General features: G+C 65.3%; 12 protein-coding genes and 1 tRNA gene. 4 read left to right on the top strand and 9 right to left on the bottom strand.

What is annotated here, in order from left to right:
• Positions 1–376: 376 nt before the first annotated feature.
• A complete protein-coding gene (locus IFT58_RS09175; protein WP_249405205.1) occupies positions 377–2143 on the top strand; it encodes a sensor domain-containing phosphodiesterase in 1767 nt (588 codons plus the stop codon).
• 346 nt (positions 2144–2489) lie between these two features.
• Here IFT58_RS09175 and IFT58_RS09170 read toward each other — a convergent pair.
• From IFT58_RS09170 to thrS, 9 genes are all read right to left on the bottom strand, one after another.
• Positions 2490–2566: transfer RNA gene (locus IFT58_RS09170), tRNA-Pro, on the bottom strand.
• A gap of 68 nt (positions 2567–2634) precedes the next feature.
• Entirely contained in the window at positions 2635–2991 is a 357-nt protein-coding gene (locus tag IFT58_RS09165; protein WP_042612987.1) for a MerR family transcriptional regulator, read from the bottom strand.
• On the bottom strand, positions 2972–3271 hold the full coding sequence (locus IFT58_RS09160) for an integration host factor subunit alpha (RefSeq protein ID WP_188326777.1): 300 nt from the start codon (positions 3269–3271) through the stop codon (positions 2972–2974). Before IFT58_RS09160 ends, IFT58_RS09165 begins: the two co-directional genes overlap by 20 nt.
• 28 nt (positions 3272–3299) lie before the next feature.
• A complete protein-coding gene (gene pheT, locus IFT58_RS09155; protein WP_192094525.1) occupies positions 3300–5681 on the bottom strand; it encodes a phenylalanine--tRNA ligase subunit beta in 2382 nt (793 codons plus the stop codon).
• Between the two features lie 71 nt (positions 5682–5752).
• Positions 5753–6748, bottom strand: a complete 996-nt coding sequence (locus tag IFT58_RS09150) for a phenylalanine--tRNA ligase subunit alpha (protein ID WP_188326775.1) — start codon at positions 6746–6748, stop codon at positions 5753–5755.
• A 193-nt stretch (positions 6749–6941) separates the two neighbouring features.
• Positions 6942–7301 (bottom strand): 50S ribosomal protein L20, encoded by a 360-nt coding sequence (gene rplT / locus IFT58_RS09145; RefSeq protein WP_166924555.1) that lies wholly within the window; start codon positions 7299–7301, stop codon positions 6942–6944.
• 11 nt (positions 7302–7312) lie between these two features.
• Positions 7313–7510, bottom strand: a complete 198-nt coding sequence (gene rpmI, locus IFT58_RS09140) for a 50S ribosomal protein L35 (RefSeq protein ID WP_002811096.1) — start codon at positions 7508–7510, stop codon at positions 7313–7315.
• Between the two features lie 485 nt (positions 7511–7995).
• The gene (infC, locus tag IFT58_RS09135; RefSeq protein WP_342029549.1) at positions 7996–8523 is read right to left on the bottom strand and encodes a translation initiation factor IF-3; all 528 of its coding nucleotides are present in this window, start codon (positions 8521–8523) and stop codon (positions 7996–7998) included.
• Positions 8524–8587: 64 nt separating this feature from the next.
• Positions 8588–10489, bottom strand: coding sequence for a threonine--tRNA ligase (gene thrS / locus IFT58_RS09130; protein WP_192094524.1), 1902 nt, complete (start codon positions 10487–10489; stop codon positions 8588–8590).
• A 385-nt stretch (positions 10490–10874) separates the two neighbouring features.
• Here thrS and IFT58_RS09125 point away from each other — a divergent pair, with 385 nt between their 5' ends.
• Genes IFT58_RS09125 through IFT58_RS09115 form a run of 3 tightly spaced genes read left to right on the top strand, consistent with a single transcriptional unit; the run spans position 10875 to position 13028 of the window.
• Complete coding sequence (locus IFT58_RS09125; RefSeq protein ID WP_188326772.1) at positions 10875–11192, top strand: hypothetical protein; 318 nt, start codon at positions 10875–10877, stop codon at positions 11190–11192.
• Complete coding sequence (locus IFT58_RS09120; protein ID WP_192094523.1) at positions 11192–11455, top strand: hypothetical protein; 264 nt, start codon at positions 11192–11194, stop codon at positions 11453–11455. The genes IFT58_RS09125 and IFT58_RS09120 overlap by 1 nt, the downstream gene beginning before the upstream one ends.
• Before the next feature lie 10 nt (positions 11456–11465).
• On the top strand, positions 11466–13028 hold the full coding sequence (locus IFT58_RS09115) for a PepSY-associated TM helix domain-containing protein (RefSeq protein ID WP_192094522.1): 1563 nt from the start codon (positions 11466–11468) through the stop codon (positions 13026–13028).
• Positions 13029–13174 lie beyond the last annotated feature (146 nt).

Here is a 13174-nt window from a genome sequence, read left to right as displayed (position 1 = left end):
GATGAAAAACAGATGGTCCTTTCGGCCCACGTCACACGGCGTTTCAAACGACACAGGTGAGCGCAGGCAACGCGGTACCTTACCTCACGTCAATAACACCTGTCCGGTGAAGCCCCTGAATACGCAGCACTTTCTGATCCGGACTATCGGCGTGACGCGGCGTTGATGTCGCAGGGTGCACGCTGTGCGCATGGCACCGGGACGTGACGGGGGGTGGCGGGATACTGCAGCGGAACATGCGATCTGCCTCTGCACCACGTCTGTGCACTGAACGATTTACCCGGCTTGCCGATGATGTGCGCCTGCATCTGCCGCTTCTGCCCTCAGTGCGGCACTATCGAATCGTTCATTGCAGTCCAAGAGCCTTGCACCACCCATGACGCCGATGTCAGAGGAACTGAAAACCCAGGAACGGATGGCCGCCGTGGGTGCCCTGCAGGTGCTGGATGCGGCAGCGGGCGCATCGCTGGACCGCATCACGCAGCTCGCCGCATTCGCGTTCAATGCGCCGGTCGCGTTCGTTTCGATCGTGGGTACGGACTCCCAGCGCTTCATCTCCAAAGTCGGACTGGACATTCCCGGAACCGATATCCGCTCGTCTGTCTGCTCCTACACCATCACCGCTGCCGACGTCCTGGTGGTGCCGGACCTGCGCGCGGATCCCCGTTTCGCGGGTAACGGCCTGGTGTGCGGTCCGCCGCACCTGCGCTTCTATGCCGGTGCCCCGCTGGTGGCCAAGAACGGGGTGCCGATCGGCGCGATCTGCGTGATGGCGCGCGAGCCGCGCGAGCTGAGCGAAGACGACCGCCAGCACCTCAAGACCCTCGCCGCCATGGCCATGAGCCAGTTGGAGCTGCGGCGCCTGTCCGGGCGGCAGGATCCGGTCAGCGGCCTGCCCAACCGGCACCAGTTCCATATTGATTACGACGGCCTGGTATCGCGTGCGCGGGGCCCTGTGCACGCCGTGCTGCTGGACGTGCTGGATGTACCGCGGTTGGAAGAAGCAGGCCAGGCACTGGGCATGCCGCCGCTGGAGGCGATGATCCACCGCTCCGGCGTTCGCCTGCGCGTCGCCTTGGAGGACATCGCCGATATCTACCACGTCGGCACCAGCCGCTTTGTTTTTCTGGTCGATCAGCCGTTGGCGGAGGATGTAGAGACGCTGTTGCTGGAACTGAAGCAGCGCATCACCCGCCCGGTGATGGCCGCCGCCGTGCCCATGTCACCGCAGTTCCATGCCGGCATCTGCACGTTCGATCCGGCCAAGGACAGCAGCAACGATGTGCTGCGCAAGCTGCTGGTCAGCCTGCAGGCGGCCATCACCGGGCGCCTGGATTTCTGCTGGTACTCCGAGCGCCGCGATGAGCTGCTGCGGCGTGGTTACCGCCTGGCAGCGGATGCGGAGCGCGGCCTGCGGCGCGAGGAGTTCTACCTGCTGTTCCAGCCACGCGTGGAGGCGATCACGCAGAAGATCGTTTCGGCCGAAGCGCTGATCCGCTGGAACCATCCCCGCCTGGGGCCGGTAGGGCCGGCCGAGTTCATTCCCGTCTTCGAGCGTACGGCGCTGATGCCGGCAGTCAGCGGCTGGGTCGTCGATGCAGCGCTGGACCAGCTGGCGACGTGGCAGCTGGCCGGCCTGTCGCTGTCGCTGTCGGTCAACCTGGCCGCGTCGGATCTTTCCACCGAGGGCATGGCCGAGCGCCTGCTGCAGAAACTGGCTGCACGTGACCTCGCGCCTTCGCTGTTGGAAATTGAGATTACCGAAGGAGAATGGCTGCGAGCCAACACCGTGGCGGGCGAGCAGTTGGCGCGCCTGGCGGGCGTGGGCGTGCGAATTGCAATTGATGACTTCGGTAGCGGCTACAGCAACTTCGGGTATCTCTCACGGCTGCCCATTTCCACGATCAAGATGGACAAATCGCTGGTGGATCACCTGGCGGATGATCCGGGTGCGCGTCTGAAGGCGAAGGCGATCATCGAGCTCGCCAAGGGCCTGGGTTACACGACCGTGGCCGAAGGCGTGGAAACCGCAGCGCAGCGGGATGTGCTGACCGACCTGCACTGCGACCAGCTGCAGGGATTCCTGTTTGCCGCCCCCCTGTCGGCTGATGAGCTGGCGACGATGGTGGGCATCGGCGGGTAACGCCCCCGCTGATCACCGGGTAGCGCCGAGCCAGGCTCGGCGAGCGCGAAGCGCGGCCTGTGTCCAACATCGCGGTGCCGGACGGAGTCCGCCGAGCAGGGCTCGGCGCTACACGCACAGGCGGTCGGGCCGGTAGCGCCGAGCCATGCTCGGCGAGCGCGAAGCGCGGCCTGTGTCCAACATCGCGGTGCCGGACGGAGTCCGCCGAGCATGGCTCGGCGCTACACGCACAGGCGGTCGGTCCGGTAGCGCCGAGCCATGCTCGGCGAGCGCAGCGGCAGTAGAAACTCCGAAAACGAAAAAGGCCCGCGCATTGCTGCACGAGCCTCTTCGTTTACATCAACAGTGGTCGGGACGGCCGGATTCGAACCGACGACCCTCTGCCCCCCAGGCAGATGCGCTACCAGGCTGCGCTACGCCCCGAATATCTGCGATGTTGCCCCGCCGTTGATGCGGGCCGTGAAGTATAGCGGATCAGCGCGAAAAAGGAATCAGCGGCGAAGCAGTTGCAGCACTTCTTCCAGTTCCACGCGTACCTGCTTGATGATCTGCTGGCTCAACGCGGCTTCGCCGCGCGCATCGGCGCCATCCAGGCGCAGCCGCGCGCCGCCAATCGTGTAGCCCTGTTCGTACAGCAGGCTGCGGATCTGCCGGATCATCAGCACGTCATGGCGCTGGTAATACCGGCGGTTGCCGCGTCGCTTGGCCGGCTCCAGGCTGGGAAATTCCGTCTCCCAGTAGCGCAGCACATGCGGCTTGACGTCACACAGCTCGCTGACCTCACCAATGGTGAAGTAACGCTTGGCCGGTATCGGCGGAAGTTCTCGGTTACTGCCCGGATCCAGCATACGCTTCCACCCTTTCCTTGAGCTTCTGGCCTGGACGGAAGGTGACTACCGTGCGGGCGGAAATCGGAATTTCCTCACCGGTTTTCGGATTGCGACCGGGGCGCTGGTTCTTGCGCCGCAGATCGAAATTGCCGAAGCCGGACAGCTTTACCTGACGTCCCTGTTGCAAGGCGTCACGCAGCACATCGAAGAACGCATCGACGAATTCCTTGGCTTCACGTTTGTTCAAGCCCACTTCGTCGAACAGTTTTTCGGCCATTTCGGCCTTGGTCAGTGCCATCGCCTGCTTACCCCTGGGTGCTGCCCGCTCAACCGCGGATCCGGGCGTGGTGTTCACGCTCGATGGCGGTGACCACCTCGGCCACCACCGCGTCCACGTCGCGGTCCGTCAGAGTGCGCGACTTGTCCTGCAAAATCAAGCCCATAGCGAGACTCTTGAAGCCCGGCTCTACCCCCTGTCCGACGTATCGATCAAACAGGTTGAGCTCGCGCAGCAAGGGGCCGGCGGCCCGTCGCACGGAGGCCGCCAGATCGGCCCAGTCGACGGCGTCGGGGGCCAGCACGGCCAGGTCGCGACGCATCGCCGGGAAGCGCGACAGCTCGCCGGCACGCGGCAGTTCACGGGCCGCCAAGGGCGCCAGATCCAGCTCCAGACCGTACACGTCCACGTCGACCTCCATCGCCTTGGCCAGACGCGGATGGATCTGTCCGATCCACCCCAGCCGCACCTCACCGCGGTACACGTCGGCCGATCGCGCCGGGTGACCGAAGGGCTGCGCGGACGGCTTGAAGGTCAGCTCAGCCCCGCTGGCAGCGGCCAGCGCTTCCAGATCGCCCTTCAGGTCATGGAAATCGACCTTGCGCGCCGCCACGCCCCACTGCTCGGCATCGGCGTCGCCGCACACCGCAACGGCCACGCGCTGCGTTTCCAGAGGTGCGGGAGCGCCCTCGCCGGCCTGCGCGGCGAACGCGCGGCCGATCTCGAACAGCCGTACGCGACCGGCCTGACGCGCCACGTTGCGGCCCAACGTGGCGACCAGACCCGGCAGCAGCGCCGGACGCATGATCGCCAGCTCGGCCGACAGCGGATTGGCCAGCGGCACCAGACTGTCATTGAGCTGCCACTGCTGCAGCAACTGCGCATCGACAAACGCGAAATTGATGGTTTCCTGCAGTTCGCGCGCCAGCAACTGGCGACGCACGCTCAGCTCTTCCAGACGGGTCTCGCTGGGCATCGCCACACGCGCGGCGCCACCGGGCAACGTGGTCGGGATCTGCTCGTAGCCATGGATGCGCGCCAGCTCTTCGATCAGGTCTTCTTCGATGGCCACGTCGAAGCGGCGGCTCGGCGAAGTGACCTGCCAGCCATCGGCTGCGGCGGCGACCTCCATGCCCAGCGCGCGCAGGATACGTTCGACTTCCGCATCGGCGATGGTGATACCAAGCACGCGGGTGATGCGCGCACGGCGCAGGCCGATCACCGCCGGCGACGGCAGGTCGGACGCACGCACCGCTTCGGTCACCGGGGCGGCCGTGCCACCGGCCAGCTCCAGCACCAGCGCGGTGGCATGCTCGATGGCGGTGCGCGGCAACGCCGGGTCCACGCCGCGTTCGAAGCGGTGCCCGGCATCGGTATGCAGGCCCAGCTTGCGGCCGCGGCCCATGATGGCGGCCGGCGCGAAGTGCGCGGCTTCCAAGAATACGTCGGTGGTGGCGTCGGTGACGCGCGTGTCGAAGCCGCCCATCAGGCCGGCCAGGCCGACCGGACGGTCTGCATCGGTGACCACCAGAAAGCTGTCATCCAGCGCGGCATCGCGGCCGTCGAGCAGCTTCAGGGATTCGCCGGCACGCGAGCGACGCACGGCGATGCTGCCCTGCAACGTGCCCAGGTCATAGGCATGCATCGGCTGGCCCAGTTCCAGCATCACGTACTGGGTGATGTCGACCAGCAGCGACACCGGCCGCACACCGCTGCGACGCAGGCGCTCGGCCATCCACAGCGGGGTCTTGGCGGCCGCGTTGACGCCTTCGATGACACGACCCAGATAACGCGGCGCTTCGGCGCCGGCATCCAGCGAGATCGACAGCTCGCGCGTGGCAGTGGCCGGTACCGCATCAGCGGCAAACGGCACTACGTCGCTGCGGGTGGCAGCAGCCACATCGAAGGCAATGCCGCGCACGCTGAAGCAGTCGGCACGGTTCGGGGTCAGCTTGATCTCGATGCTGGCGTCGGGCAGGCCCAGGTACTCGACCAGGCCTTGGCCGATCGGTGCGTCATCAGGCAGTTCGAACAGGCCGGATGCATCGCTGTCCAGGCCCAGTTCCTTGGCCGAGCACAGCATGCCATTGGAGTCGACGCCGCGCAGTGTGGCGGCACTGATCTTCAGGCTGCCGATCTGCGCACCGACCAGCGCCAGCGGCGCGACCAGGCCAGGGCGCGCGTTCGGCGCGCCGCAGACGATCTGCAGCAGGCTGCCCTGCCCCGCATCGACCTGGCAGATCTGCAGCCGGTCGGCTTCGGGATGGCGCACGGCCTCGACGATGCGGGCCACGACCACGTGGTCCAGGCCCGCACCCAGCGCGTCGACCGCTTCCACTTCCAGGCCGATGGCCGTCAATACCGCGCTGAGCTCATCGCGCGATGCGGCGGTCGGGACGTGGCTGCGCAGCCAGTTTTCGGAGAATTTCATGAGGTTCAACCTGGTTGAATGGAGCAACCGAGCAACAGCCGCCGAGCATGGCTCGGCGCTACGGATCGGGATTACGCGAACTGCTTCAGGAAGCGCACATCGTTCTCGAAGAACGCGCGCAGGTCGTTGACGCCATAGCGCAGCATCGCGAATCGCTCCACGCCGAGGCCGAAGGCGAAACCGGTATAGCGCTCCGGATCAATCCCGACACTGCGCAGCACGTTCGGGTGCACCATGCCGCAGCCCAGCACTTCCAGCCAGCGCGTGCTGCCATCGGGCTGCTGCCAGGCGATGTCGACTTCCGCACCCGGCTCCACGAAGGGGAAATAGCTCGGGCGGAAGCGCATCTCGAAGTCACGCTCGAAGAAGGCGCGCACGAACTCGGACAGCGTGCCCTTGAGGTCGGCGAAGTTGGAATGCTCGTCCACCAGCAGGCCTTCCACCTGGTGGAACATCGGCGAATGGGTCTGGTCGCTGTCGCTGCGATAGACCTTGCCGGCCGCGATCATCCGCAGCGGCGGTGCGTGGTCGCCCATGTAGCGCACCTGCACACCGGAGGTATGCGTGCGCAGCAGGCGGCCATCACCGAAATAGAAGGTGTCGTGCATGGCGCGCGCCGGGTGATGCGGCGGGAAGTTCAGCGCCTCGAAGTTGTGCCAGTCGTCTTCGATCTCCGGCCCTTCGGACAGCTCGTACCCCAGCCGCGCGAAGATCTCGGTGATGCGTTCCAGCGTGCGGGTCACCGGGTGCAGGCCACCGCGACCACTGCGACGGCCCGGCAGGGTGATGTCGATGGCTTCGGCGGACAGGCGCGCGTCCAGCGCAGCGTCTTCCAGCACGGTCCTGCGCGCAGCCAGCGCAGCGCCCAGTGCGTCACGCGCGAGGTTGATGGCTTCACCGGCGGCCTTGCGCTCGTCGGCCGGCAAGGCGCCGAGCTGCTTGAGCTGCGCGGTGATGCTGCCACTCTTGCCCAGCAGGGAGACGCGCAACTGCTCCAGCGCCTCGGGACTCTGCGCGGCAGCCACATCGGCCAGTGCCTGGTGGGTCAGGGATTGGATGTCACTCATGGGGTGCCGAAACCTCGGGTCGGATGTGCCCTCGCGATGCGCGAAGGGCCGACCCCCGTCGCCACCGCCGTCCGGCCGCCGCGCATTGCGCTGGCCACCGCACAAAAAAGAATGGGGAAGGACTTGCGCCCTTCCCCATGCATTGCCTCAACCACCACCTTTGCGCGCGAACGGCAACGGCGGGGATGGGGACTTATGCCGCCAGTGCGCCCTTGGCCTTTTCAGCCAACGCGGCAAAAGCTGCCTCGTCGTGCACGGCGATATCAGCCAGGACCTTACGGTCAAGGGTGATGCCCGCCTTCAGCAGACCATTCATGAAACGGCTGTAGCTCAGGCCGTTGATGCGGGCTGCTGCGTTGATGCGGACGATCCACAGCGAGCGGAAATTACGCTTCTTCTGCTTACGACCGATGTACGCGTACTGCTGGGCCTTGATGACGGCCTGCTTGGCAACGCGGAAGACCTTACGACGGGCATTGTAGTAGCCCTTCGCCAGAGTCAGGATTTTCTTGTGGCGGCGACGCGCCTGTACGCCACGCTTTACTCGTGCCATGTGTCAGTTCCTCAGAGGTAAGGGAGCATGCGGTCCAGACGGCCGGCGTCTTCTGCGCGGACGTGATTCGTCTGCCGCAGGTTACGCTTCCGCTTGGTCGCTTTCTTCGTGAGGATATGGCTACGGTTTGCGTGGCCGCACTTGTACTTGCCCGAGGCGGTCTTGCGGAAACGCTTGGCCGCCGCCCGGTTGGTCTTGATCTTGGGCATTGCAATGTCCTTGATGGGATATGACCCTGGTTTCTGACTGATCTGGCGGTGGCCGTGGCCACTCTTTCCGTCCTGCCATGATCCGCGTACGACCCCTCCTGATGGGTCGAGCCGGCAATCATACAGGGGAAATGGGCCTCGGGCAACGCGATTGATGTCAGCGAACGGGTGACACCCCCTCGCGCCGACGCATGCAACGCGGTTCCTGGGGCTGGGCCGGACGGGGCAGGCTGCACGGGGCACGCTGCAAGTACGTCCATGTAAGCTCCTTTCCGCCCGTCCGGGGCTCCAAGGGCCCCGTGCAACCTGCCCCGCCCGGCCCGCTGACGAATTCCGCAATCCGCCGGCCGCGCAGAAAAAAAGAAAAGCGGGCAAAGCAGATGCCTGTCTGCTCGTCATCCCCGGAAAAGCAGAAAGGCGCCATGAGCGCCTTTCCACCGTGACGATTCAGCCGCCAGGCGCCCCGCAGGGCAGCCCGTCAGGCTTTATGTCTTCTTCTTCGGAGCAATCATCATCACCATCTGACGGCCTTCCAGGCGCGGACGGGATTCGATCACGATGTCCTCGCCCAGATCGGTCTCGATCCGACTGGCGATTTCACGACCCAGTTCCTGATGGCTCATTTCGCGGCCACGGAAGCGGATGTTGACCTTGATCTTGTCGCCCTCTTCGAGGAAACCGCGCATCTTGCGCAGCTTGATCTGGTAGTCGCCCTCATCCGTGACCGGACGGAACTTCACTTCCTTGATCTCGACCTGCTTGCTCTTCTTCTTGGCCTCGCTGGCCTTCTTCTGGGCTTCGAACTTGAACTTGCCGAAGTCCATGATCTTGCACACCGGCGGATCGGCCTGCGGCTGGATCTCGACGAGGTCCAGGCCCTCGTCTTCGGCCATGGACAGTGCTTCGTCGCGCGTCAGCACGCCGATCATCTCACCGTCACTACCGATCACGCGGACGCGCGGGACACGGATTTCCTGATTCCTGCGATTCTGTTTGTTGTCAGGGGTACTGATATTGCGATCTCCCAAGGGTGTTGAACCGACCCGCGCGCCGTTGCGCACGGGTCGGACCTTTTGATTACGCGCCTTCGGCCTGCAGCCGCTCAACGAAGGCCTGGAGACTCATGCTGCCCAGATCCTCGCCGGAGCGCGTACGCACCGCGACCGCGCCGTTTTCCTTCTCACGGTCACCAATGACCAGGAGGTACGGCACGCGCTGAAGCGTGTGCTCGCGAATCTTATAACCGATCTTCTCGTTACGCAAATCGGCGGTAACGCGGAAGCCTTGATCCGCAAGGGATTTGCGCACCTCGCTTACGTATTCAGCCTGCGCATCGGTGATGTTGGCCACCACCACCTGCGTCGGCGCCAGCCATGCCGGGAACTGGCCGGCATGGTGCTCGATCAGGATGCCGATGAAACGCTCCATCGACCCCACGATTGCCCGGTGCAGCATGACGGGGTGCTTCTTCTGGCTGTTCTCGTCCACATACTCGGCCCCGAGGCGTCCCGGCATCATGAAATCGACCTGCATGGTGCCCAGCTGCCAGGTACGGCCGATCGCATCCTTCAGGTGGTACTCGATCTTCGGCCCGTAGAAGGCGCCCTCGCCCGGCAGCTCCTGCCATTCCACGCCACAACTGGACAGCGCCGAGCGCAGCGCGCCTTCGGCCTTGTCCCACGTGGCGTCGTCGCCCAGGCGCGATTCCGGGCGCAGTGCGATCTTGATCTGGATGTCCTCGAAACCGAAGTGCTGGTACACCGCCAGCGCCTGCTGGTGGAATGCCGTCACTTCGTCTTCGATCTGCGATTCGGTGCAGAACACATGGCCGTCGTCCTGGGTGAAACCGCGCACGCGCAGGATGCCGTGCAGCGCACCGGAGGGCTCGTTGCGGTGGCAGGAGCCGAACTCACCGTAGCGGATCGGCAGGTCGCGGTAGCTGTGCAGGCCCTGGTTGAACACCTGGATGTGGCCCGGGCAGTTCATCGGCTTGACGGCGTAGGTGCGCTTCTCCGATTCGGTGAAGAACATGTTCTCTTTGTAGTTGTCCCAATGGCCGGACTGCTTCCACAGCGACACGTCCAGGATCTGCGGGCAGCGCACCTCGCCATAGCCGCTGTTGCGGTAGACCTTGCGCATGTACTGCTCCACCACCTGCCACAACGCCCAGCCCTTCGGGTGCCAGAACACCAGGCCCGGCGCCTCTTCCTGCAGGTGGAACAGGTCCTGCTGCTTGCCGATGCGGCGGTGGTCGCGCATTTCCGCTTCTTCGATGCGCTTGATATAGGCATCCAGCTGCTTCTTGTCGGCCCACGCGGTGCCGTAGATGCGCTGCAGCTGCTCGTTCTGCGCATCGCCGCGCCAGTACGCGCCCGAAATGCGGGTCAGCTTGAACGCTTTGAGGAAGCGCGTGTTCGGCACGTGCGGACCACGGCACATGTCCACGTATTCCTGGTGGTAATACATGCCCATCGCCTGGATGTCGTCGGACATGTCTTCGATCAGGCGCAGCTTGTAGTCCTCGCCACGCGCTTTGAAGATTTCCACGACTTCGGCGCGCGGGGTCACCTTTTTCACCACGTCGTAGTCCTGCGCGATCAGCTCGCCCATGCGCTTTTCGATCGCGGCCAGGTCATCCGGGGTGAACGGACGTTCGGACTGGATGTCGTAATAGAACCCTTCGGCAATGACCGGGCCGATCACCATCTTGGCATCGGGGTACAGCTGCTTCACCGCGTGGCCGACCAGATGCGCGCTGGAGTGGCGGATGATCTCCACGCCCTCCTCGTCCTTGGCGGTGATGATGCGCAGGGTCACGTCATGATCGATCACGTCGCTGGCATCGACCAGCACGCCATCCACCGAGCCGGCGATGGTGGCCTTGGCCAGGCCGGCGCCGATCGACTGGGCGACGTCCATGACGCTGACGGGATGTTCGAATTCGCGGCGGCTGCCGTCGGGAAGGGTGATCGTGATCATCGGGATATTTTTTCTGGCAAGGCCCGCGCAGGGGCTGGAATGCGGATCCGGGCAGCGCCCGGATAATAAAAAAGCGCCACGAAGGCGCCTGCAAGTGGGCCGTCGGGGCAGGTCAGCGGTGGGCGGTGGTAGTGCTCATGTCACACGCTCGGCCGGCGCTGGGCGCGGGCCACCTTGGTTCCAGTCAGGGTATCCACGCTGATCTTAAACCAGCCTGCCGCAAAGCCCAAGGTCAACACGGTGTCCGGCCTGAATAGCCGAGGCTGGCGGCGGCAAATGGCAATGATTACCATGCTCAGGCAATCGGCCCCGCCCTTCCTTCCGGCTCCCCCATGACCCCCTCTTCTGATCGTCCGTCCACGCGCGCCATGGGCTTGATCGCCGCATGATCCAGGTTCCCACCATCGGATTGTCTTCGTTGGGTTTCTGTTCGCTTGCCCTGGCAGCGTCGATATTCTCCACGATGGCCTTCTATGCCGCCTCCCGGCACTGCCGGTGGCCGCGCGTGCACCGTGCCGGCCGGCTCGGCCGCGAGATCGGCACGGTCGCAGCGGTGGCTTCGCTGTGGTTGTGGATGGCCAACCTGGGTGTCGGCGCAGGCCTGGTGGTGATGCTGTGCAGCTGGATGGCCATGGCGATGCTGCTGCCCGCCCTGGCCGCTTGGCACCGACCGCACGCTCACCCCGCCAAGGCGCGGCGCTGATGTGGGGCCGCGCATCGGCGGGCATCGTCGCCGGCTTCCTGGTCGCCGCCGGACTGACCGGTCTGGTCGCTTGGCTGCCCCCCGGGCACTGGCAGGCCGCGCTGGTGCCGAGCCTCATCGCCTTCATTCCGCTGTGGATGCTTGCAGCGATCTGGGCCTTCAGCTTCCGCACTGCGGCACGCGCATGGGCGCTGTTGGGCGCAAGTGCGGCAGGCACCTTCCTTCTTCTATGGCTGCTGCGCCTGTCCGGCGCGGTGCAGTGAGTAATCGCGCATGAAGTTCAGCTCGCAGACCCTGCGTACGTTCACCACGCTGCACACCTGGGTTGGCCTGGTGGCAGGCTTCGCGCTGTTCGTGGCGTTCTATGCCGGAGCCCTGACGGTATTCCACCATGACGTGCCGTTGTGGCAGACCCCGCAGGCCGTGACCCAGGCGCCCGCCACGCTGACAGACACCCAGCGATTGCTTGACGGGGTGCTGGAGCGCCATCCGGCTGCACGCACGCACGTGGGCATGACCTTCCCCGGCGGCGACCACCCGCAGCCGATCGCCTACTGGCAGGACGCCAAAGGCATCTGGCAGTACGCCTGGCTGGATCACTACGACGGCAGTGTCACCCCGCCGCAGACCGGCCTGGCTGAGCTGGTCAATGAACTGCATTACACGCTGGGCCTGCCGGTGGCCGGCATCTACCTGATGGGCATCGTCAGCCTGTTGTATGGCGTGGCCCTGCTCAGCGGACTGGTGATCCACCTGCCCAAGCTGGCCGGCGATCTGTTCGCGCTGCGGCCGGGCCGCAACCTGAAGCAGTTCTGGCAGGACGCCCACAATGTGGTCGGTGTGCTCAGCCTTCCCTTCCACCTGATGTTCGCGGTGACCGGGGCGTTGTTGTGCCTGGTCTTCCTCCAGATGGCCCTGCTCAACCCGCTGGTCTACGACGGCAAGCTGCTGCAGGCCGTGCCGGCGGCGATGGACACCGCGCCCGTCCGTGCCCCCAGCGGCACCCCCGGACGAGGCGTGGACCTGGCCGACCTGCATGCCCGTTCATTGCAAGCCGCCCGCGACCAAGGTGTACAGGGCTTTGAACCGGCCTATCTGAAGCTGGCAAATGCCGGCGACGCGATGGCCACGATCGAGATCACCGGTGAATCGGAGGGCACACTGGGGCCGGCAGGCGCGGTGGCCTTCGACGTCGCCAGTGGCAGACTGCTGGCCAGCCAGCTGCCGGGCCAGCGTGATGCGAACCACGCCACCCTCAGCGCGGCCTATGCCCTGCACTTCGGGGAGTTCGGCAATGGACTGGTCGCCTGGTTGTATTTCCTGATGGGCCTGGGCGGCGCCTTCCTGTTCTACTCCGGCAACCTGTTGTGGATCGAATCGCGGCGCAAGCGGCGGCAGGTCGAGCAGGGGCGCGCGCAGGTCAACATGGCGCGGGCGACCGTCGGCGTGTGCATCGGCCTGGTGGTCGCTATCTCCGCGGCCTTCGTCGCGGCACAGCTACTGGAACGGTTCGCTCCGCACAGCGTCGACGCGGGCATCCGCTGGGTGTGCTTCGGCAGTTGGGCAGCCTGTGTACTGTGGGCTGCGCTGCGGCGCCCTGCGCAGGCAGCACGTGAACTGCTGTGGGCGGCTGCGATCGTGACCGCTGCAGTGCCGGTAGCGCATGGTGCGCTTACCGGATACTGGTGGTGGACCAGCGCCGGCCAGGGCTACTGGCCGCTGTTCTGGGTGGACGCGGTCGCTGTGGCGATGGCCGTTGGTTTTGCGGTGATTGCACGCGCGACCGCACGGCGCGCGCGTGACGGCGACCCGAACAGTGTCTGGGCCGACGCGTAATCAACGCAGAGGGGTGGTCGGGCGAGCGGCGGCGGCGACTTCAAGCGGGCAAGCCTGACGGCTATCGGCCTGGTCCACCGATGGGGTCAGTGTCCGCACAGTGAGAGGATCCTGAGAACTCGGCGACAGGGTGTCGCCGCTTCGAA

It is taken from the genome of Stenotrophomonas sp. CFBP 13718, assembly GCF_014842145.1.
GTDB lineage: Bacteria > Pseudomonadota > Gammaproteobacteria > Xanthomonadales > Xanthomonadaceae > Stenotrophomonas.
Note: the sequence above shows the minus strand (reverse complement) of the source record. Positions and strands in the feature narration are given on the sequence as shown.